Source organism: Hyphomonas sp. (genome assembly GCF_046313735.1).
Classification (GTDB): Bacteria; Pseudomonadota; Alphaproteobacteria; order Caulobacterales; family Hyphomonadaceae; genus Hyphomonas.
The window spans coordinates 1-19,578 of record NZ_JBKBXW010000013.1; the positions used below are offsets into that span (position 1 = coordinate 1).

Consider the following 19,578-nt stretch of genomic DNA (forward strand, 5'->3'; position numbering starts at 1 on the left):
TCACCTCGCCCGCCTCGATCCGCTCCAGCCAGTGCTGGCGGAAATCCAGCATGTCGTCGCGCGTGATCGCCTCGATCGGTTTGTTGCCGACGACCTCCACGAAGTTGCGCACGGCTTTGACGCGCGGGTTCTTCCAGCGCCTCAGCTGATCCTCGCTCTTGCCGAGTGTCTTCTCCCGGGCAAGGCCCCAGTAGAGCTCCAATGCCTTCTCCAGCGTCAGGGACGGCGCCGGCACCGTGCCGAGCAGGGCAGAGGCCTCCACCGGGTCCGGTGCCGCCTTACGCGCGCCAATCGCCTCGACGCGGGCCAAGAGTTCCTCCGCCGGCAGGCGGGCGACGAGGCCGACATCGAGGTAGCGAAAGCCCCGGATGCGGGCGAGTTCATGGGCGGCCGCATGGCGGGCCTCCGCGTCCTCGCTATCGCCGGCCAGCCGCGCCTCCCAGGCCTCGACCAGCTGCCCCCAGGCACGATCCGCCTTGCTGCGCGCCACCGTCTCGGAATCGGTATGCAGGCTGATCCAGATCACCTCGCGTGGCTCCACCGCCCGGTACCTCTGCGGCACCCGCCGGCGCAGCTGGAACGTGCTCCCGCGCTTCACGATCGACATGCGCTCCTCCGTCAGTTTTAGCGGACTTTGTGCAGCGAAATGTGTAGCAAATTGTGCAGCAGTTCAAGTTCGAGTATGTGCAATGCGGTGCAAACTTGTGCAATAATAATATTTATTTCAATGTGTTGCGGTCGATTTGTTGCAGCACTTCTGGCGGAGGAGGAGGGATTCGAACCCCCGGAAGGCGCGAACCTTCAACGGTTTTCAAGACCGCCGCATTAAACCACTCTGCCACTCCTCCGCGACGGTGCTGTTTCCCTGATGGACGCGCGGAAGGCAAGGGGGCGGATGCGCCTTGCCAGAGCCTTAACGCGGCGCGCAGGATTTCAGCGGGGGAGTTGACCGGACCGATACCTCACCATGGTAAACGGGTCGGCGAAGGTAGCTGAATGCTGCCCGAGGCGCCGAAGCGCGCCGACACTCAGAATGAGGAGATCAGCGGCCCATGCCGTTCCAGTGCCTTTCCCGCGCCCGCCCGGCGAAATCCCTTCTTGCCATCCTGCTCGTGTCCAGCTCGCTCAGCCTTGCCGCTGAGGCGCAGGGGCGTTCCGGCGTGGCGATCGAGTATCGCGGCGCCTCGCCGGTCCAGTCCAGCGCGCCGGCGGCGCCTGTGCGGCGGATGGCGAGCACCGAGCCTGCAGACCGCGCGACCGCCCGTATCAGCTTCCGCTATCCCGACTCTGCTGCGGCGCCTGCTCCGGCTGCGCCTGCGCCCGCCCCCCGGGCCGCTCCGGTTCCGTCGCCAACGCCTGCACCTGTTGAAGTCTCCAGCCTGCCGCCGTTGCCGGTGCCAGCCGGGCAGGGGATGGCCCCTGTGCGAGCGCCCGCCGTGCAGCAAGCCCCGGCCCCGATGCCGGCCGCCAGCGCCCCGCCCGCCGCGACCGGCGATTATGTGGAGACCGGTATTGCCATTCTGTATGGCGATGAGTTTGCCGGGCTGCCGACGGCCAATGGTGAGATCTTTGCGCAGTCTGAAATGACCGCCGCCCATCCGGCGCTGCCGCTGCCGAGCCTGGTGCATGTCACCAATCTTGAGACAGGCCGCGAAGTGGTGGTGCGCGTCAATGATCGCGGACCGTTCGAGGACGGCGCCAATCTCCAGCTCTCGCGCCAGGCGGCCACCGCGCTCGGCATGGGCGGGGCAGGGCGTGCGCAAGTGTCATTGCGCTATCTCGGCCCCGCGCCTATGGCCGGCCCGCAGGCGGTCAGCCGGGTTCAGCCAGAGCCCCAGCGTCCTGCACCTGTGCAGCCGCAACCTGCTGTGCCGGTGCGCCTCGCGGCAGCGCCGCAGCCTGCACCGCAGGATGAACTGCTCGGCGGATCGGTTGGCCAGGTCCAGCCGGCTCCGGCGCCGCGCCTGATGTCGCTGCAGCCCGCCCCCGTCTCCGCCCCGGCGCCCCGGATGGCGGAAGCTGGCAGCCATTTCGTGCAGCTGGCCTCGTTCAACGAGCTGGGCAATGCCGAGGCGATGTATCGCTCGGTCGAAGGCCGGATGCAGGCCGAGATCGTGCCGGCCCGGGTGAATGGCGCTGACTTCTTCCGCGTCCGCGTCGGTCCCTTCCCGGACCGCGAATCCGCCGAACAGGTCCGCGCCCGGCTTTACGCCGATGGTACGGCAGATGGCCGGGTCGTCTCCGGCCACTGATGAAGAGTTGGGGCGGCACAGGCCGCCCCATTGACGCTGACCACAAACCAGCCCTTTTTCCTGTCTAGTCATCAGACCGGGCCGCAGCTTTCCCGCCTGCGGCCGCCAGAACGGCGCAGGAGAATTGACCCGTGGCACCCTTTCGCAAATCCCTCGCTTCCTTCGCGGCCGCTGCTGCCCTGGCGACAGCGGGGCTTGCGGCGGCGCAAGTCATCGAGACACCGGCCTCTCATGCCGTGATCATGGATCATGAGACCGGCCAGATCCTGTTCTCCAAGAACGGGTCCGAGCCGATGATCCCTGCTTCCATGACCAAGATGATGACGGCCTACACCGTCTTCAAACTTGTGGAGCGCGGCGAGCTGTCCCTGACCGACCGGTTTACCGTGAGCACCGATGCCTGGCGCCGCGGCGGCTTCCCTTCCGGCACGTCCACGATGGGGCTGATGCCGAATGACACCCCGACCGTGGAAGAGCTGCTGCACGGCGTGATCACCATGTCCGGCAATGATGCGTGTATCGTGCTGGCCGAAGGCATTTCCGGCTCCGAAGAAGCCTTTGCCCGCAAGATGACGCAGATTGCGCATGAGTTCGGGCTGGCGAGCGCCAATTTCGTCGACGCCACCGGCCTGGCGAGCGAGAACCATGTTATCTCCGCCGTCGATCTCGCCAAGCTCGCCCGGATGACCATTGAGGATTATCCCCAATACTATGACTGGTACGCGCTGCCCTCCTATTCCTGGCGCAACTTCACGCAGGCGAACCGCAATCCACTGCTGGAGGTCGCCGGTGCGGACGGGCTGAAGACCGGCTTCCTGACAGTTTCGGGCTACAGCCTGACGGCTTCTGCAGTGCGCGACGGTGTGCGCCGTACGATTGTCGTCAATGGCCTGCCGACGCGCGCCGCCCGCGCGCAGGAAAGCGAACGGCTGATGCGGATCGCTTTCCAGAGCTTCAATTTGCGCACGCTGGGGCCTGAGAGCGTGGACCTGCCGGAAGTGGAAGTCTGGCTGGGCGAGCGGCGCACAGTGCCGGTCTCGATTGCCGAGCCTTTGCGGGTGGCCGGCCATGTGGCGGCGTTTCCGAGAGCCAAGGGCGAGATCGTCCTGTCCGGCCCGGTGCGCGCACCTGTGACGCGCGGCGATACGCTCGGCTATTTCGAGGTGACGCTTGAGGGCTCCGAATCCGTGCGCGTGCCCGTGATCGCCGAGGCGGATGTGAAGAAGCTGGGCTTTCTGGGCATGGCTGTCGAGGGTATCCGGACCTTCATTTCCAGCAGCAATGACTGACGGCGCGCGCGGCCGCTTCATCACGCTCGAAGGCGGCGAAGGCACCGGCAAATCCACGCTTGCCCGCGCGCTGGCGGCGCGGCTGGAGGCGCTTGGTCTGACGGTGCTGGTAACGCGCGAGCCGGGCGGGACACCGCTGGCGGAGGCGGCCCGGGGCCTGCTGCTGCATCCGCCGGGCGAGGATACCTGGGCGCCTCTCTCAGAAGCATTGCTTGTGAATGCCGCGCGGCAGGATCATGTCGCGCGGCGGATCCGCCCGGCGCTGGAGGCCGGGCATTGGGTGATCTGCGACCGGTTTGCCGACTCCACGCGCGTGTATCAGGGGCTTGCCGGAAGTGTGCCGATGGCGCTGCTCAGGGCGATCGAGACAGAAGTTCTGGGCGGGACCGTGCCGGACCTGACACTGGTGCTCGATGCACCGCTGGATGTGACGCTGGCCCGCCGGGTGGATCGCGGCGGCGCGCAGGATACGTTCGAGGCGCGCGGAGAGGCTTTCCACACCGCGGTGCGCGAAGCCTTCCTGCAGGTCGCAGCGGCAGAGCCGGAGCGTTGCGCGGTAATTGATGCTGCCCTTGCGCCGGAACAGGTGCTGGAGGCGGCCTGGCCCCGGATCAGCGCGCTTCTGCCGGCGGTGGATGCCGGGAGGGTGCCGCCATGACGCCCGTCTTGCCGCTTTATGGTCATGACCGGGCGGAGGCGGCCTTTCTCGCCGCGCTGTCGAGCGGGCGGATGCATCATGCCTGGCTGGTCGAGGGCCCGTCCGGCATCGGCAAGGCGCGCTTTGCGCTGAGGCTTGCCGCCTACCTGCTGGGCGCACGCGGGCCGGCTTCGGCGCCGCTCGATGCGCCGGCGGATGACACGGTGATGCGCCGGGTGCTGGCCGGGAGCCATCCGGATCTCAGCCTGAAAAAACGCGAGCCGAACGACAAGGGCAAGCTGGCGCAGGACATCACGGTGGAACAGGCGCGCGAGCTGACGCAGTTCTTCACTCTGAAACCGGCCATGGGCGGATGGCGGATCGGGATTGTCGATGCGATGGATGAAGCCAATCGCAACGCGGCCAATGCGCTGCTCAAGACCCTGGAAGAGCCGCCGCCGCAATGCCTGCTGATCCTGTTGAACCACGGAACTCAGCCGCTGCTGCCCACGATCCGGTCGCGGTGCCGGACCCTGCGCCTGTCACCCCTGAATGAAGCCGACAGCGCGCGGGCGATGGAGGCCGCGGGGATCCCGGCGGATGCCGCCATGCTGGCGCGCGGGCGGCCGGGGCTGGCGCTCCGGCTGTCGGCGCCGGCGGCATTGTCTGCGGCTTCAGCCGCGCGGGCATTCGTGAAGGCCTTGCCCCGCGCCGATGACCGGACGGTGACGGCGGCGCTCTCGGCGGCAAGCGCCGGGCCGGACGCGCAGGAAGCGTTCCGCACGGTTGTGCTCGACTGGGTGGCAGTGCGCGCGGCGCAGGATATGCGCGCCGCCGGTGTCTGGCTTCGGCTCGCGCGCCTGTGCGGCGAAGCGGAAACGCTCAACATGGACGCGGCCCAGGTCTCTGCGAAACTGATCGCGGGGGTTCAGGAAGCGGCAAAGTCCGGCTAAAGGGCGCGGCATGTTCGATACACATGTGAACCTTCATGGCGAAGCCTTTGCCGATGACCTCGGGCCCGTGCTCACGCGGGCGCGGGAGGCCGGCGTGCGGCGTTTCCTTGCGATCTGCGACCGGTTTGACAATTTCGATGCTGTGCGCGCGATTGCGGGCGCCAATCCGGACATGTGGTGCAGCGTCGGAACGCACCCGCATCACGCCAAGGATTTCCAGCATGTGACGGCGGATATGCTGGTCGAGGCCGCCGCCGATCCGAAAGTGGTTGCGATTGGCGAGACCGGGCTTGATTTCCACTATGGATACAGTCCGGAGGCGGAGCAGGTGGCAAGCCTCCTCGCGCATATCGACGCCGCGCGGCGCACCGGCCTGCCGATCATCCTGCATACGCGGGAAGCCGATGCTTTCATGGCGGATATTCTGGAGGCGGAGCATGCGAAGGGCCCGTTCGCGATCCTGCTGCATTGCTATACAGGCGGCGCGGACCTTGCGCAGCGCGCGCTGAAGCTCGGCGCGTTTTTCTCCGTGTCCGGAATTCTTTCCTTCAAGAGCGCAAAGGATGTGCGCGCGGTGATGAGCGACGTGCCCATCGAGCAAATTATTCTGGAGACGGATTGTCCCTATCTCGCGCCTGTGCCGATGCGGGGACGGCGGAATGAGCCGGCCTATCTGGTGCATGTGGCTGAAGCGCTGGCATCGCTTAAGGAAATGTCCGTAGGCGATGTATCGGCGATGACCGAGGCAAATGCGCTGCGCCTGTTTTCGCGGATCGGCGTATGAGGGCAGGGCTCCGCATGATGCTGCTCGGGACAGGTTCATCCGGCGGGGTGCCGAGGGTCGGCGGCGACTGGGGCGCGTGCGACCCGGCCGAGCCGAAGAACCGGCGGCGGCGCTGCGGCGCGCTGGTGCAGAAATCGGACGGCGCGGGAGACTTGACCAACATCCTGATCGATACGCCGCCGGACCTGCGCGAGCAGCTGCTGGACACCGGCATCACGCATCTCGACGCGGTCGTCTACACCCATGACCATGCCGACCAGAGCCACGGCATTGATGATGTGCGCGCGCTCGCGATCCGCCAGCGGCTGCCCATTCCGGTGATCTTCGATGAAGCGACGCGGGAGAGCCTGACGCGCCGGTTTGCCTATTGCCTTGAAGGCGCGAAAGGGTATCCGGCAATCCTGTCGCCGCAGACGGTGATCCGGCCGCTGGAGCCGTTTTCCGTTAACGGCCCGGCAGGGGCTGTGGAATTCCTGCCGGTGCAGATGGAGCACGGACCGATTGATTGCCTGGGCTTTCGGATCGGCGGGGCGGCTTACTGCAATGATGTGAACGGGCTGCCGCCAGAAACGCTGGACGCGCTGCGGGGCATCGACACGCTGGTGATTGATGCCCTGCGCTACGCGCCGCATCCGACCCATGCGCACCTTGAACAGACGCTCGCCTGGATCGCCGAACTGCGCCCGCGCCGGGCGATCCTGACGAACCTGCACATTGACATGGATTACCAGACGCTGAAACGCGAGCTGCCGGCGGGCGTCGAGCCGGGCTTTGACGGGATGGTCATTGAGATCGGGGGCTGAAGCGAAGGACGGCAGGAGCGGGCGCATCGCAAGCGGTTGCTGCGCGCCGGAAGATCCAAACATAACAAGCCGCAAGACCAGCCCAGCGCCTTACTGAAATGATTTCCCATAATATATATTATGCGACTCATGGATATGAGGATGCCGGTATGTCTGGCGCTCTGAACCGATGGCTGGCGCCGCCCTTGTCCGGGCATCGGACCCTGAGCGCGCAGCCCTTCCCCTTCATGCAGGCTCGTCCAAGACGGGTTTTTCAATATTCGTTAACACATGCACCCGGGCCAGATCCGCGAACCGGACTGCGCTCGGTCGCCGCCAGCAGCGATGGGTGCGCGCCTTGCACGAGGCTGCTGAGCCTCCCCCCTTCCCCTCCGCGCGGACCGGTGTCCACAGGTCGCGGGGCCGACACCTGCGCAGCACGCACATTTGCCGTTGACGGGGCCGCGCGGTAACTTTACATCCGCGCCTTCCGGTCCCGTGCCCAGATGGCGGAATTGGTAGACGCACTAGTTTCAGGTACTAGCGCTGCAAGGCGTGGAGGTTCGAGTCCTCTTCTGGGCACCACCAGTTTCGCTGCCTTACCGGCGGGCGATCGATATTCCCGAGAACTCGCCGACTGCGCGGATCGATTTGCGGTCCGGACTCGGCATACGGCTGTTGTAGATCGTCACATCGAATTCCCCGGCGAGGCGGTCATTGGCGACACTGTGAAGGGTCAGCGTGCCGGACTGGCCCCAGCCAAACTGGTCTCCCCTGCCTCCCATGACCATTCCGCGGCCAGCATCCGTTTCAACTATGGAGTAGGTTGCGCTCAGCTGCATATCGCTTTCGTCGAGCGCGTAGCCAAACTGATCTGTTGGATAATCGAAGACGTATTCGCCCGGTTGAACATCGCTGAGCTGGATGAACAACTGGTAGGCCATATAGCCGTCTCCCTCGGGTTCGAACACTTGGAACGTGATGATCGGCGGATCTTCGGGGTCGATTCGAGAGACATTCGAACTCGCGTTTGAATCTGTCAGCGTCCGGGTATCATCCCCGGTGATTTCGATCTGGAAGGTGCCGCCGGCAGATCGCGGGGCGCTGCCGCCGGTGTTGCCGCCTGAGCCTTCGCCGCACGCGGCAGCCAGGGCGAGCACAGCCAGCGGCAGGAAGATGCGGAGAAGGTTCATGTCAGGTCTCCCTTGCAAGGTGTGGCTCCGGGAAGATCAGGAATCGTACTCTTCCAGGCTGGCCCACAGGGTGCGGGCCGCATTCTCGAGAATGGCGCGGGTGTCCATCAGGCCGGTACCGTCATTGAAATGGACGAAAAAGAACAGCCGGTCGCCCGCCACGACGAGGCGCCGGTCCATGTCGAGCACGGCCCAGTTGCCGATGCCGTCGATGGGTTCGGCGCCGTTCCTGTCGCGGACAACCTGCAGGGCGCTGGTCTGGGTCATCTCCGGCGTTTGGCGCGGGAGGCTGTTGTGGGAGACGAACAAGGAGATGTTCGTGGTGCGGAACAGGGCGGAATGCCGGTCGCACTGGGTAGTGTGCGTGTGGCCGATTGTGTTGAAGGTCTGGAAGGCGGGCCGCTCTTCGGCCGCTTCTCCGATCAGTTCAGAGGCGACTTCGGCGCTGAGAAGTTCGCAGGCGACCGGACGGCGCACTGGCGCAGCAGCAGCCGGTTCGCCGGCCACCGAGTCGATTTCGTCGAGGAGCGTTCCGGGAATTAAGGTTGAGAGGTCTGGTGTTTCCGGCTCGCCCTCCGGCACGCCGCAAGCGCTCAGGATGCCCGCGAGGACCAGCCCTGCAAGGGCCCGCTGCACCGGCCAGCACAGGCTGGCTCCAGCAAGTGACAACGCCAACGTCATGTTTGCGCTCCCTCCCTGTCTGTTTGACGGAAGGTAACCCCAGCTTTGTGACGCGCGTGTGAAATACCGGGAAAAATCAACCCGCGATCATGGCGGCGAGGTGCGTCCCTCGAAGCGCTATTCCCACTCGATGGTGCCGGGGGGCTTTGAGGTTACGTCATAGACGACGCGGTTGACGCCTTTGACCTCGTTGATGATGCGGGTCGCGACGCGGCCGAGGAAGGCGTGGTCGAAGGGGTAGTAGTCTGCCGTCATGCCATCCGTGGAGGTCACCGCGCGCAGGGCGAGGACGGCTTCATAGGTGCGCTCGTCTCCCATCACGCCGACCGTGTTGACCGGCAGGAGGACGCTAAAGGCCTGCCAGATTTCGTCATAGAGGCCAGCCTTGCGGATTTCATCAATGTAGATGGCGTCGGCCTTGCGCAGCGTGTCGGCCTTCTCGCGCGTAATGGCGCCGGGAATGCGGATGGCGAGGCCCGGGCCCGGGAACGGGTGACGGCCGATGAAACTTTCCGGCAGACCAAGCTCGCGGCCAAGGGCGCGGACTTCGTCCTTGAAGAGTTCGCGCAGCGGCTCGACGAGTTGCATCTTCATGCGCGCCGGGAGACCGCCGACATTGTGATGGCTCTTGATCGTGACGGATGGCCCGCCGATGGCGGAGACGCTTTCGATGACGTCCGGGTACAGAGTGCCTTGCGCCAGGAAGTCAGCGCCGCCGATCTTCTTTGCTTCTTCGTCGAAGACATCGATGAAGAGCGCGCCGATTGTCTTGCGCTTTTTTTCCGGGTCCGTGATGCCTTCAAGTTGGCCGAGGAAAAGCTCGGACGCATCCACATGCACGAGCGGGATGTTGTAATGCTCGCGGAAGAGGCTGACGACCTGTTCGCTTTCACCCGCGCGCATCAGGCCGTGATCGACATAGACGCAGGTCAGCTGGTCGCCGATGGCTTCGTGGATGAGCACGGCAGCCACCGAGGAATCGACGCCGCCGGAGAGGCCACAGATGACCCGGCCCTTGCCGACCTGAGCGCGGATTTTATGGATCGCTTCGGCGCGGTAGGCCGCCATCGTCCAGTCACCCTTGAGGCCCGCAACGCCATGCGTGAAATTGCGCAAGAGACGCGCGCCATGGGTCGTGTGGACGACTTCGGGATGGAACTGGGTCCCGTAGAATTTGCGCTCCGGGTCTGCAATCACGGCATAGGGCGCGCCGGGTGATTTGGCGATGACGCCAAAGCCGGGGGCCATGTCGGCGACATGGTCGCCATGGCTCATCCAGACTTGTTCGGAATTGCCGCCCTCGAAGAGACCGTCGAGGATGGGATCGGCTTCAACGCGCTCGATGAAGGCGCGGCCGAATTCGCGGCTGGTACCGCTTTCAACGCGGCCGCCGAGCTGGTGCATCATCACCTGCTGGCCATAGCAGATACCCAGGATGGGCAGGCCGCTGTCGAAGATCGCCTTGTCGGCGAGCGGTGCGTCTTTCCAGGTGACGCTGGCGGGCCCACCAGAGAGAATGATTGCCTGCGGGCGGTATGCCCCCAGGAAGGCGCCATCGACCTTGTTGAAGGGGTGGATCTCGCAATAGACGCCGCTCTCGCGCAGGCGGCGCGCGATCAGCTGGGTCACCTGGCTGCCGAAATCGACAATCAGGACGCGTTCATGGGAATTGGCGGCGGCGGAATCGGCTGGCTGTGTCATGGCCCCTATTAGCGGGCGTTTGGGGACCTAGGAAGCCGCCCGGCGCAAGACGGCGAAGAAGAAACCATCGGTGCCCGCGCGGCGCGGCGTGAGGCGCACGCTGCCGGTGGGGCCGCGATACCTGCGGACGAGGGCTGCGCCCTGCTCTGTCAGCGCGCCCGAGGCGATGGCGGCTTCGGCGGCGTCTTCTTCGCGGAAGTCCGGCGCGCCGGCGAGGAATTCGGCGACGCGGTCTTCATCTTCCTCGATCAGGAAGGAACATGTGGCGTAGAGCAGCCGGCCGCCGGGTTTTACATACTGCGCGGCCTCGGAGAAGATAAGGCGCTGATCTTCAATGCGTTTCTGGAGCTGGTTGGGACGCAGGCGCCATTTGGCGTCCGGCTTCCGGCGCCAGGTGCCGGTGCCGGTACAGGGGGCATCGACGAAGACGAGGTCCATGTCTCCGAGAAGCGGCTCGAGGCTTGTGCCTTCGCTCGGGTGCACCAGCTGCACGTTGTGGGCGCCGGAGCGTTTGAGGCGCGGCACCAGCGCGGACAGGCGTTTGCCGTCGATATCGTAGGCGAAGACCTGCCCGGTGCCGGCCATCTGCGCGGCGAGGGCGAGTGTTTTGCCGCCGCCGCCAGCGCAATAGTCCAGGACCTGCTCACCGGCTTTCGCATTGGCGGCGGCCGCCGCGATCTGGCTGCCAGCGTCCTGCACCTCGACCCAGCCCTTCGAAAAAGCCGGGATCGCTTCGAGGCTGTCTTCGCGCTCGGTGGGGTCGCGGGCGGGAATATGCCAGGCATTGCGCAGAAGTTTCGAGGGCTCTGCGCGGACGGTTTTCAGCGGCAGCGCGGCCTTTTCCATGTCTGCCTTCAGCGTGTTGACGCGCAGGTCCACATCTGCGCGCACGGCCATGGCCTGCGCCTCGATCACCGTATCTGGCCCGAAGACGCGCTGCAGGTGGGGCGTCAGCCATTCGGGAAAGTCGCCCTGCACATGCGGCGGCGCGGACGGGTCCGGCGCCATGATCAGGGCGTCGCGCTCGGCATTGGTCAGGGGCGTTGGCCCGTGATCGTCATAACATGCCTGTTCGATGTCGCGGGCCGGCCAGTCCCAGCCGAAGCGGAGCGTCCCGAAGACGAGCGCGCGCGGATCGTCATTGCCCATATGGTGGGCTGTGGAATTCCGGCGGCGCAGGGCATCGAGCACGAGGCCGGAAACCCAGGCGCGGTCCTTCGAGCCGGCATAGCGGGCACGCTTGCCCCAGTCGCGCACGGCGATCTTGACTGGCTGGTGACGTTCCAGCACGTCGCGAAGGACTGTGATTGCTGCGCTGATGCGGCCGCCATTGCGCATGAGGGGGTGCTCCGGTTGCGTCTGCGGGGTGTTAGCGTCCATTAGGGACGCAGGAAACCGCAAAGGGCTGACGATGCTGGAAATTCACCTGCCGGACGGCATTCGGAATGCGGCGCCGGCGGACTGGCGGCTGCTGGGCGACATTACCGGCGAGGCGTTTTCACAGGACCCGGTGAACCTCTGGGTGTTCGGGAAGCAGCCGGCGCTGGCGCCTGTGTTCGGCCGGTTGGCGAAGCATCTCTATTTGCCGGGCGGGGTCTGCCATATCGCCGGGAATGACGCGGCGGCGATGTGGATGCACTCGGCGGACCGGCGCGAACTGGGCTCGCTGGTAATGCTGGGGCTGGTGTGGACGATGATGCGCAAGGGCTCGCAAGGCGCGGCGAAACGCGCGATAGCGGCCAGCGAGGCGATGGCGCGGGAGCATCCGAAGGACCCGCACCTCTATTTGTTCTCCATCGGCACGCGGAAAGCGGCGCGCGGCACGGGACTGGGCAAGCGCATGATTGCGCCGATGCTCGACGCGGCCGACCGGGCCCGCCTGCCCTGCTATCTGGAAAACTCAAATCCGGCGAATACGGGCTTCTATATGAGCCACGGCTTTGAACGGATGAAACTGTTCGAACCCGGCCCCGGCGCCCCGCCCCTGGAAGCAATGTGGCGAGAACCTCATCCCCTCGACAGCGAGTAGTTCGGCGCTTCGCGGGTCATCATGACGTCGTGGACGTGGCTTTCCTGGAGGCCGGCGCCGGTGATCTGGACGAATTCGGCCTTGGCGTGGAGTTCGGCGATGTCCCTGGCGCCGACATAGCCCATCGCGGCGCGCAGGCCGCCGACCATCTGGTGGATAATGGCGCCGATGGGCCCCTTGAAGGGCACCTGCCCTTCGATGCCTTCGGGCACGAGTTTCTCGGCGGCGGCATCTTTCTGGAAGTAGCGGTCGGCCGAGCCGCGGGCCATGGCGCCGAGGCTGCCCATGCCGCGATAGGCCTTGTAGCTGCGGCCCTGATACAGGAACACCTCGCCGGGCGCTTCTTCGGTGCCGGCGAACATCGAGCCCATCATGGCGGTGGACGCGCCGGCGGCGAGCGCCTTGGCGAAGTCGCCTGAGAACTTGATGCCGCCATCGGCGATCACCGGGATGCCCGAAGCCTGCGCGGCGTTGGCGCACTGCTCGATCGCGGTCAATTGCGGCACACCGACACCGGCGACGATGCGTGTGGTGCAGATGGAGCCCGGCCCGATGCCGACCTTCACGGCGTCAGCGCCTGCATCGATCAGGGCCCTGGTGGCCTCGGCGGTCGCGACATTGCCGGCGATGATCTGGACGGAATTGGAGATTTTCTTGGCACGGCTGACGGCTTCGGCGACCGCGATGGAGTGGCCGTGTGCGGTGTCGATTACGACGGCGTCGGCGCCGGCCTCGATCAGCGCCATCGTGCGCTCGAAGCCAGCGTCACCGACCGTGGAAGCAGCGGCGACGCGCAGGCGCCCGGCAGCGTCCTTGGCGGCGTTGGGGTTCACAGCGGCCTTGTCCATGTCCTTGACGGTCAGGAGGCCAAGGCATTTGCCATCGCCGTCGACGATGACGAGCCGCTCGATCCGGTGCTTGTGCAGCAGGCGGCGGGCTTCGCCGGGGTCCATGTCCATCCGGGCGGTGACGACTTCGCGGGTCATGAGGCTCGCGACCTTTTCATTCAGGTCGTCGGCGAAGCGCGTGTCGCGATTGGTGATGATGCCGACCACCTTGCCGGAGGTCTCCACGACGGGAATGCCGGAGAAACCGGTGCGCTGTTTCAGCTCGCGAAGCTCGCCGAGGGTTGCGGTCGGGGCGATGGTGACGGGGTTCATGACCACGCCGCTCTCATACTTCTTGACCATGGCGACTTCGCCGGCCTGCTGCTCGATCGACAGGTTGCGGTGGATGACGCCGATGCCGCCAGCCTGGGCCATGGCGATGGCCAGGCGGGCTTCGGTGACCGTATCCATCGCCGCCGAGAGCAGCGGGATGTTCAGCGGGATCGCCTTGGTAAGGAAGGTCGAGACATCGACATCTGCGGGTAAAACCTCGCTCGCGCCGGGCTGGAGCAGCACGTCGTCGAAGGTGATCGCTTGCCGGATTTTCATTTTGGGAGCTCCCTTTTTGGCCTCCTAAGGGAGTCGAGGCCGCTTGTGAAGTCCCCTGCCCGCGCTGTTCTGCAACTGGCTTTGACAGGCCGGGCGGCGCGGCGCATACCGGCAGGCAACTGGTTTCAAGTGTAACCAAATTCATCGGGGAGGATGCAGATGCAAGCACTGGCGGATTACGGGCTGAGCGCCAGCCGGGGTTTCCTGTCGGGCTTTGATCCTGCGGATGTGCAGCTGCCCGGTTTCCTGGCGCCGGCGCGCGAGATGGCGCTGAGCCTGCCCCGGCTGATCCCGACCGGCCGGATCCGGGCGCATCTGGGGTCGCTGCCCGTGCTGGACCTTGCAGAGTTCTGCGCCGAAGCAAGCGAGGCCGAGCAGCGGATTGCCATGCTGCACTACAGCTTCATGGTGCAGGCCTATGTCTGGGGCGAACCCGAGGCGCCGGCGGCGCTGCCAGCCTGTCTTGCGGCGCCGATCTGGCAGATCGGCAAGGCCATCGGCCAGCCGCCGCTGCTGCCCTATTCCAGCTACACGCTCGAGAACTGGGCACGGTTCGACAAGGCCGGGCCGATTGATCTCTCGAACATTCACATCCTGCAGCCTTTCGAAGGCGGGATGGATGAGGCGTGGTTCATCCTCGTGCATGTGGCCATCGAGGCGCGCGCCGGGACAATGCTGGCGGAGATTCCCGGGCTGGTGGATGCTGCTGCGCGGGAGGATGCTTCTGCGGCGCTGGCGGGGCTGACGGCCTGCGCGGCGGTGTGGGACGATGTGAACGCGATTTTCGACCGGATGCCGGAGCGCTGTGATCCTTACATCTATTTCCACCGGGTGCGGCCCTGGATCCATGGCTGGAAGGACAATCCGGCGCTGCCGGGCGGGCTCGTCTATGAGGGCGTTGCGGAGACCGGCGGGACGCCGCAGGCGTTTCGCGGGCAGACCGGATCGCAGTCCTCCATCGTGCCGGCCATGGACGCGCTCTTGAGCGTCGGCCATGCAGCTGATCCGCTGCGGACTTTTCTGGATGAGCTTCACGCCTACCGTCCGCCGCAGCACCGGCGGTTCATCGACGATATCCGCGCGTCCAGCCGGCTGAGGGAGTTTGTTGCGCAGGCCGCCGACGGGGCGCTGACGGAAGCCTACAACCAGAACCTCGTCTCCCTCGCCCGGTTCCGGACGCGGCACCTTGAATATGCGGCAAGCTACATCAACCGCCAGTCCAAGGGCGGCGCCGGGAATGATCCGGATGTTGGCACAGGCGGCACGCCGTTCATGCGATACCTCAAGAAGCACCGCGACGAGGCGGAGGCGCATCTCTTGCCAGTGTGATCAACGTCCGGGGAATCTCGGGAAAGCAGGCACGCCTTCCGGCATCAGGTGGAAGGGATAGGCGTCGGCCGTCTGCAGAATGACCTGCGGGCCGCCAAAGGCAGACGGATCATCGAGGCCGCCGACCTTCAGGATAACGGTCTGCGGCAAGGCGGGAGAACGAGTCAGCAGCGGCGTGCCACACTCGGCGCAGAATTCGCGCGTTGCGGCGCCCGGATAGTCTGGCCGTGTATAGCCCTTGGCGGCGCCCTTCGTGAAGCGGAAGCCGCTGGCCGGCACGGCGAGGAAATCATTGCCCTCCCCGCCTGTGAAATACTGGCACTCCCGGCAATGGCAGCGCGCTTTCATCAGCGGGTCGCCCTCGGCCTCGTAGCGGACCGCGCCGCAATAGCATCCACCGGTCAGGGTCATGTGTCTCCTCCTCCTGTTTTTCAGGAAGGATGACGCCGAAATCCTTTAGCCACAACATAAATCTCGGGGCTCGCGGCGCGGCTCGCGGCGGGCTTGATATGCTTCACGGTCCGGAAGTGCCGTTTCAGCTGGTCGAGGACTTCTTTCGTAGTCCCGCCCTGGAAGACCTTGGCGCAGAAAGTCCCGCCCTCGGCGAGATGTTCGATAGCGAAGGCGACGGCCATTTCGACAAGGCCGACGGTGCGCAGATGGTCGGTCTGGCGGTGGCCGGTCGTGTTGGCGGCCATGTCGGAGAGCACAAGGTCCGGCTGCGCAGAGAGCCCGGCCATCATGCGCGCGACATCATCAGGGTTGCCGATATCGCCCTCGACGATGTGTGCGCCTTCGATAGGGTCGAGCGGCAGGAGGTCGATGCCGGCGACTTCCGCCGCGCCATGCTGCAGCGCGACCTGAACCCAGCCGCCCGGCGCGCAGCCGAGGTCAACCACGCGCTGGCCGCGCCGGAGGATCTTGGCCGCTTCGTTGATTTCCAGCAGCTTGTAGGCGGCGCGGGAGCGGTAGCCCTCCTCCTTCGCCTTACGGACATAGGGGTCCTGCAGCTGCCGCTCGATCCATTTCTTGGAGCTTTCGGTGCGGGCATTGCGGGCGATGACCTTGCGCTCGCCCGTGCGGCGGCCGGAATCCTTCTTCTCGCCGGGGCCCGGGCCTTTCCAGCGGCGTTTCTCATCGTCGGTCATGCCTGCCCCTCCTGCTGGGACTGAGGCGCCCTGCCGCGCCGTCCGCCGCGACCGCCCCGGCGGCGGCGGCCCGGCTTGCCATACATCATAGAGAGGAGCAGGCCCTCGCGCAGGCCGCGGTCTGCTATGCGCAGACGTGATCCGCTGAAGGCTTCCCAGACGGCGAACAGGATGGCGCACCCCGCAGGCATCAGCGGGGCGCGTTCCTCACCGATGGTCGGCAGCTTTGCGCGCCCCTGGGTGCCAAGACTGCGCAGGCGTTCGATTGTGGCGAGGCCTTCGGCTTCGGACATCCAGCTGCCATCGACCCGGTCGCGGCGGTAGCGATCCAGATTGAGGTGGACGCCGGCAAGGCAGGTGACGGTGCCGGACGTGCCGATCAGGTAGCCTTCATCGGCAACAAGCCGCGCCTTGGCTGCCTCCAGGCCCGGCCAGGCAGCGACGGTCTGGCGGGCGTGGCTGACCATGTCCGGCCAGGCGTTCTCCTCGCCGAGCGCGGCGAAGGCGTCGGTCAGGGTCACCACGCCGAGTTTCAGGCTGGTCCAGTCGAGGATTGGCGCCCGGTCGAGCAAGCCTTTCAGGCCGAGCTGCCGGGCTGTGCTGGCATCCAGATGGGACAGCTCCGTCGAGCCGCCGCCGATATCGATGACCATGACGGATGCAGCCGGCGGGGCGAGCAGGTCGTGGCAGCCGATGGCAGCGAGGCGGGCCTCTTCCTTGGCTCCGATGACCTTGAAGGTCAGGCCGGTTTCCTCATGCACCCTGCGGATGAAATCCATGCCGTTCGCTGCCTTCCGGCAAGCCTCGGTGGCGATGCAGCGCACGCGCCCGACGCCGTGATGGCGCAGCTTCCGGCGGATGGCGTGGAGGGCGTCCATCGCGCGGTCAATCGCGGCGTCAGACAGGCGGCCTGTCTCGTGCAGTCCCTCACCCAGCCGGGCGATCTGGGAATGGGAATCGACCACGCGGAAGGTCTTGCCCCATGGTTCCGCAACCAGGAGCCGGCAATTGTTCGTGCCAAGGTCGACCGCTGCATAGAGCGGGCGGCCACCGGAAGGGCCGGTGCGCGCCCTCGCAGGCGCTCCGGACCCGTTTTTTTTGTCAGCCATAGTGTGGCCCGAATTGAAATCTTGAGGCATTGATTACCACAGGAGCTGAAAATGACCAGTAGACGGAGCCTAGGCGCCTGGTTTGCCTCAATCTTTCGGGGGCGGCCGCAACCGGCGGAAGCCGAGCCTTTGCTGCTTACAGACCAGGTCGATGAGCGCTTTACCTATGGCGCGGTCTCCACCCATATCGCCAAATTCCAGATCGGACAGGTTGTCCGCCACAAGGTTTTCCCGTTCCGGGGCGTGATCTTCGACGTGGATCCGCAATTCTCGAACACCGAGGAATGGTACGACTCCATCCCGGAAGAGGTGCGCCCTCGCAAGGACCAGCCCTTTTACCACCTGTTCGCGGAAAATGAGCGGACGCATTACATCGCCTATGTGTCCGAACAGAACCTGGATGCGGATGATTCCGACATCCCGCTCAGCCATCCGGATATACCAGAATGGTTCGATATGACCGGGATCGGTACCTATGAGCTGAAGAAGCACGCGACCAACTGAAATTGGCTTGGCCTGTCAGTTTGAGGGCCCTTCCGGCGCTGCCATCGCTGTCAGGATTTCGCGGACTTCATCCCAGTGGTTCAGCGCTTCAAGGTCGCCCATGGCGGCGACTTCCGCTGCGCGCAGGACTGCGATCACCACGGCATCCTCTCCATACTGGCGCCAGAGCTGGGCGGCGGCGGATCCGGCCTCGGGGCTCATGCGCCGGACTTTCCGCTGCGGGCGATGGTGGCAGTGGTGGAATGGCCCTGCAGGGTCGGCACGATCAGAACATCCCCTCCCCGCGCCTCGACGAGGTCCGCGCCGACAATGGTGTCGCGGGTATAATCGCCGCCCTTGACCAGAAGGTCGGGCGTGAGGGCCTCGATGAGACGGATCGGCGTGTCTTCCTCGAATACTGCGACAGCATCGACTGCGCCGAGCGCTGACAGAACAGCCGCGCGGGAGTCTGCGGTATTGACCGGCCTGCCCTGCCCTTTCAGCCGGCGGACCGAGGCATCCGAATTGAGGCCGACGATCAGCCGGTCACAGCGGGCGCGGGCTTCCTGGAAGACGCGGATGTGTCCCGGATGAAGGATGTCGAAACACCCATTGGTAAAGCCGATCCGCAGCCCGGCGGCGCGCCAGCGCTCGACCTGGCCGACGAGGGCGTCGAGCGTCTGAAGGCCGGGCTTTGCCGCACCAGCGCCTTCGGACAGGGACGCCGCAATTTCGGCAGCGGTGACGGTGGCCGTGCCGGATTTTCCGACCGCGATGCCGGAGGCCGCAATGGCCAGCGCGGCAGCGTCATCGAGCGAACCGCCGCCCGCAAGGCCTGCTGCGAGCGCTGCGAGACTCGTATCACCGGCGCCGGAGACATCGTAGACCTCGCGGGCCCGTCCGGCCTGATGGCGGACAGCGCCTCCCCGTTCGAGGAGCGACATGCCGCGCGCGGCGCGCGTGACGACAATTGCGCGCGCCGGAAACGCCTCCAGAGCTGCGGACAGGGCACGCTCGGCTTCTACATTGTCGCCAACAGGCAGGCCGATTGCCGCCGCGAGTTCGGAGGCGTTCGGCTTGATCAGATCGACCGCTCCATAACGCGAAAAATCGCGGCCTTTAGGGTCGGCGATGACAGGCACGCCCGCGCTGCGGGCGAGATCCGTTACGTCTGCAAGCACGCGATCCGTCAGCAGGCCTTTTGAGTAATCCGAGAGGAGCAGCACGGCGGCGCCGGCGCCAAGCGCCTCTCTGGCGCGCGCGATGATCCTGTCTGCGGTTTCGGCATCAAGCGGCCGGGCATCCTCTGCATCGAGGCGCAGGAGCTGGTGTCCGCCGGCGACAAACCGCGTCTTGACCGTCGTCGGGCGGCCCGGTGCAACTTCGAGAAAGGCGATGACGCCCGCTTCGGCGGACAGGACATGAGCGAGCTCCGTGCCCGGCTCATCGTCGCCGCAGACCCCGATGAGGACCGGGGCAAGGCCGAGCGAGGCGACATTGCGGGCAACGTTCGCGGCGCCGCCAGGCATGGCGGCCTGGCGGTTGTATCGCAGCACCGGCACCGGCGCTTCGGGCGAGACGCGGGCCACATCACCGTAGACGAACCGGTCGAGCATGACATCGCCGACGACAATGACCCGCTTGCCGGACGCGCGGGCGAGGATTTCAGCCAGACTGGAGCTCAAAGGGGACTGCCATTCACAAGAAGCTGTGGAAAGATTTCGGCTATAGCCTTGCGGGAGCGCCGGTGAAAGGCCGAAGCACTGCGCCGG

The 19,578-nt window shown here is 65.7% G+C and carries 20 protein-coding genes and 2 tRNA genes; 10 read left to right on the top strand and 12 right to left on the bottom strand.

Annotated features, from left to right (window positions below):
- Together ACK4SV_RS07925 and ACK4SV_RS07930 are read right to left on the bottom strand one after the other, a co-directional pair.
- Window positions 1-607 (bottom strand): DUF6538 domain-containing protein (locus ACK4SV_RS07925; protein WP_409917280.1); only part of this gene is annotated, 607 nt, incomplete at its 3' end.
- Between the two features lie 151 nt (window positions 608-758).
- A tRNA-Ser gene (locus ACK4SV_RS07930) sits at window positions 759-848 on the bottom strand.
- Window positions 849-1,052: 204 nt separating this feature from the next.
- Here ACK4SV_RS07930 and ACK4SV_RS07935 point away from each other — a divergent pair.
- The 7 genes from ACK4SV_RS07935 to ACK4SV_RS07965 all read left to right on the top strand — a co-directional run bounded on the left by ACK4SV_RS07935 (window position 1,053) and on the right by ACK4SV_RS07965 (window position 7,282).
- The gene (locus ACK4SV_RS07935) at window positions 1,053-2,252 is read left to right on the top strand and encodes a septal ring lytic transglycosylase RlpA family protein (RefSeq protein WP_409917281.1); all 1,200 of its coding nucleotides are present in this window, start codon (window positions 1,053-1,055) and stop codon (window positions 2,250-2,252) included.
- A 131-nt stretch (window positions 2,253-2,383) separates the two neighbouring features.
- Window positions 2,384-3,541 (top strand): D-alanyl-D-alanine carboxypeptidase family protein, encoded by a 1,158-nt coding sequence (locus ACK4SV_RS07940; protein WP_409917282.1) that lies wholly within the window; start codon window positions 2,384-2,386, stop codon window positions 3,539-3,541.
- Entirely contained in the window at window positions 3,534-4,199 is a 666-nt protein-coding gene (tmk, locus tag ACK4SV_RS07945; RefSeq protein WP_409917283.1) for a dTMP kinase, read from the top strand. Before ACK4SV_RS07940 ends, tmk begins: the two co-directional genes overlap by 8 nt.
- A complete protein-coding gene (locus ACK4SV_RS07950; protein ID WP_409917284.1) occupies window positions 4,196-5,131 on the top strand; it encodes a DNA polymerase III subunit delta' in 936 nt (311 codons plus the stop codon). Before tmk ends, ACK4SV_RS07950 begins: the two co-directional genes overlap by 4 nt.
- A 10-nt stretch (window positions 5,132-5,141) precedes the next feature.
- Window positions 5,142-5,915, top strand: coding sequence for a TatD family hydrolase (locus ACK4SV_RS07955; protein ID WP_409917285.1), 774 nt, complete (start codon window positions 5,142-5,144; stop codon window positions 5,913-5,915).
- On the top strand, window positions 5,912-6,718 hold the full coding sequence (locus tag ACK4SV_RS07960; protein ID WP_409917286.1) for an MBL fold metallo-hydrolase: 807 nt from the start codon (window positions 5,912-5,914) through the stop codon (window positions 6,716-6,718). Before ACK4SV_RS07955 ends, ACK4SV_RS07960 begins: the two co-directional genes overlap by 4 nt.
- A gap of 479 nt (window positions 6,719-7,197) precedes the next feature.
- Window positions 7,198-7,282 (top strand) — tRNA-Leu (locus ACK4SV_RS07965).
- Window positions 7,283-7,296: 14 nt separating this feature from the next.
- Here the strand turns inward: ACK4SV_RS07965 and ACK4SV_RS07970 are convergent.
- The 4 genes from ACK4SV_RS07970 to ACK4SV_RS07985 all read right to left on the bottom strand — a co-directional run bounded on the left by ACK4SV_RS07970 (window position 7,297) and on the right by ACK4SV_RS07985 (window position 11,610).
- Window positions 7,297-7,890, bottom strand: coding sequence for a hypothetical protein (locus ACK4SV_RS07970; RefSeq protein ID WP_409917287.1), 594 nt, complete (start codon window positions 7,888-7,890; stop codon window positions 7,297-7,299).
- Between the two features lie 36 nt (window positions 7,891-7,926).
- Window positions 7,927-8,571, bottom strand: coding sequence for a hypothetical protein (locus ACK4SV_RS07975; protein WP_409917288.1), 645 nt, complete (start codon window positions 8,569-8,571; stop codon window positions 7,927-7,929).
- Window positions 8,572-8,688: 117 nt separating this feature from the next.
- Window positions 8,689-10,272: a glutamine-hydrolyzing GMP synthase gene (gene guaA / locus ACK4SV_RS07980; RefSeq protein ID WP_409917289.1), complete on the bottom strand. Its 1,584-nt coding sequence runs from the start codon at window positions 10,270-10,272 to the stop codon at window positions 8,689-8,691.
- Window positions 10,273-10,299: 27 nt separating this feature from the next.
- Window positions 10,300-11,610: an RsmB/NOP family class I SAM-dependent RNA methyltransferase gene (locus ACK4SV_RS07985; protein WP_409917290.1), complete on the bottom strand. Its 1,311-nt coding sequence runs from the start codon at window positions 11,608-11,610 to the stop codon at window positions 10,300-10,302.
- A gap of 73 nt (window positions 11,611-11,683) precedes the next feature.
- On the opposite strand from ACK4SV_RS07985, the gene ACK4SV_RS07990 reads away from it, so the two are divergent.
- A complete protein-coding gene (locus ACK4SV_RS07990; protein WP_409917291.1) occupies window positions 11,684-12,301 on the top strand; it encodes a GNAT family N-acetyltransferase in 618 nt (205 codons plus the stop codon).
- On the opposite strand, the gene guaB is transcribed toward ACK4SV_RS07990, so the two are convergent.
- The gene (gene guaB, locus ACK4SV_RS07995) at window positions 12,280-13,737 is read right to left on the bottom strand and encodes an IMP dehydrogenase (protein WP_409917292.1); all 1,458 of its coding nucleotides are present in this window, start codon (window positions 13,735-13,737) and stop codon (window positions 12,280-12,282) included. The genes ACK4SV_RS07990 and guaB overlap by 22 nt on opposite strands.
- A gap of 159 nt (window positions 13,738-13,896) precedes the next feature.
- Between guaB and ACK4SV_RS08000 the strand changes: the two genes are divergently transcribed.
- On the top strand, window positions 13,897-15,066 hold the full coding sequence (locus tag ACK4SV_RS08000) for an indoleamine 2,3-dioxygenase (protein ID WP_409917293.1): 1,170 nt from the start codon (window positions 13,897-13,899) through the stop codon (window positions 15,064-15,066).
- Here ACK4SV_RS08000 and ACK4SV_RS08005 read toward each other — a convergent pair whose 3' ends face one another.
- Genes ACK4SV_RS08005 through ACK4SV_RS08015 form a run of 3 tightly spaced genes read right to left on the bottom strand, consistent with a single transcriptional unit; the run spans window position 15,067 to window position 17,323 of the window.
- On the bottom strand, window positions 15,067-15,477 hold the full coding sequence (locus ACK4SV_RS08005; RefSeq protein ID WP_409917294.1) for a GFA family protein: 411 nt from the start codon (window positions 15,475-15,477) through the stop codon (window positions 15,067-15,069). It lies immediately after the preceding gene.
- A 20-nt stretch (window positions 15,478-15,497) separates the two neighbouring features.
- Window positions 15,498-16,214 carry an RlmE family RNA methyltransferase gene (locus tag ACK4SV_RS08010; RefSeq protein WP_409917295.1) on the bottom strand — a complete coding sequence of 239 codons (717 nt, stop codon included), beginning with the start codon at window positions 16,212-16,214 and terminating at the stop codon, window positions 15,498-15,500.
- The gene (locus tag ACK4SV_RS08015; RefSeq protein WP_409917296.1) at window positions 16,211-17,323 is read right to left on the bottom strand and encodes a Ppx/GppA phosphatase family protein; all 1,113 of its coding nucleotides are present in this window, start codon (window positions 17,321-17,323) and stop codon (window positions 16,211-16,213) included. Before ACK4SV_RS08015 ends, ACK4SV_RS08010 begins: the two co-directional genes overlap by 4 nt.
- 186 nt (window positions 17,324-17,509) lie before the next feature.
- On the opposite strand from ACK4SV_RS08015, the gene hspQ reads away from it, so the two are divergent.
- On the top strand, window positions 17,510-17,827 hold the full coding sequence (gene hspQ, locus ACK4SV_RS08020; RefSeq protein WP_409917360.1) for a heat shock protein HspQ: 318 nt from the start codon (window positions 17,510-17,512) through the stop codon (window positions 17,825-17,827).
- Window positions 17,828-17,842: 15 nt separating this feature from the next.
- Here the strand turns inward: hspQ and ACK4SV_RS08025 are convergent, their stop codons facing one another.
- Window positions 17,843-18,028 carry a hypothetical protein gene (locus tag ACK4SV_RS08025; RefSeq protein ID WP_409917297.1) on the bottom strand — a complete coding sequence of 62 codons (186 nt, stop codon included), beginning with the start codon at window positions 18,026-18,028 and terminating at the stop codon, window positions 17,843-17,845.
- On the bottom strand, window positions 18,025-19,491 hold the full coding sequence (rfaE2, locus tag ACK4SV_RS08030) for a D-glycero-beta-D-manno-heptose 1-phosphate adenylyltransferase (RefSeq protein WP_409917298.1): 1,467 nt from the start codon (window positions 19,489-19,491) through the stop codon (window positions 18,025-18,027). Before rfaE2 ends, ACK4SV_RS08025 begins: the two co-directional genes overlap by 4 nt.
- Between the last annotated feature and the right edge of the window lie 87 nt (window positions 19,492-19,578).

Bases quoted from the DNA above. Each gene is read 5' to 3' on its own strand.
- ACK4SV_RS07985 (WP_409917290.1), bottom strand. From the start codon at position 11,610: ATGCGCAATGGCGGCCGCATCAGCGCAGCAATCACAGTCCTTCGCGAC.
- ACK4SV_RS08010 (WP_409917295.1), bottom strand. From the start codon at position 16,214: ATGACCGACGATGAGAAACGCCGCTGGAAAGGCCCGGGCCCCGGCGAG.
- ACK4SV_RS07950 (WP_409917284.1), top strand. From the start codon at position 4,196: ATGACGCCCGTCTTGCCGCTTTATGGTCATGACCGGGCGGAGGCGGCC.
- ACK4SV_RS07970 (WP_409917287.1), bottom strand. From the start codon at position 7,890: ATGAACCTTCTCCGCATCTTCCTGCCGCTGGCTGTGCTCGCCCTGGCT.
- guaB (WP_409917292.1), bottom strand. From the start codon at position 13,737: ATGAAAATCCGGCAAGCGATCACCTTCGACGACGTGCTGCTCCAGCCC.
- ACK4SV_RS07955 (WP_409917285.1), top strand. From the start codon at position 5,142: ATGTTCGATACACATGTGAACCTTCATGGCGAAGCCTTTGCCGATGAC.
- ACK4SV_RS07975 (WP_409917288.1), bottom strand. From the start codon at position 8,571: ATGACGTTGGCGTTGTCACTTGCTGGAGCCAGCCTGTGCTGGCCGGTG.
- ACK4SV_RS07960 (WP_409917286.1), top strand. From the start codon at position 5,912: ATGAGGGCAGGGCTCCGCATGATGCTGCTCGGGACAGGTTCATCCGGC.
- ACK4SV_RS08015 (WP_409917296.1), bottom strand. From the start codon at position 17,323: ATGGCTGACAAAAAAAACGGGTCCGGAGCGCCTGCGAGGGCGCGCACC.
- ACK4SV_RS07990 (WP_409917291.1), top strand. From the start codon at position 11,684: ATGCTGGAAATTCACCTGCCGGACGGCATTCGGAATGCGGCGCCGGCG.
- ACK4SV_RS08005 (WP_409917294.1), bottom strand. From the start codon at position 15,477: ATGACCCTGACCGGTGGATGCTATTGCGGCGCGGTCCGCTACGAGGCC.
- ACK4SV_RS07935 (WP_409917281.1), top strand. From the start codon at position 1,053: ATGCCGTTCCAGTGCCTTTCCCGCGCCCGCCCGGCGAAATCCCTTCTT.
- ACK4SV_RS08000 (WP_409917293.1), top strand. From the start codon at position 13,897: ATGCAAGCACTGGCGGATTACGGGCTGAGCGCCAGCCGGGGTTTCCTG.
- guaA (WP_409917289.1), bottom strand. From the start codon at position 10,272: ATGACACAGCCAGCCGATTCCGCCGCCGCCAATTCCCATGAACGCGTC.
- ACK4SV_RS08025 (WP_409917297.1), bottom strand. From the start codon at position 18,028: ATGAGCCCCGAGGCCGGATCCGCCGCCGCCCAGCTCTGGCGCCAGTAT.
- tmk (WP_409917283.1), top strand. From the start codon at position 3,534: ATGACTGACGGCGCGCGCGGCCGCTTCATCACGCTCGAAGGCGGCGAA.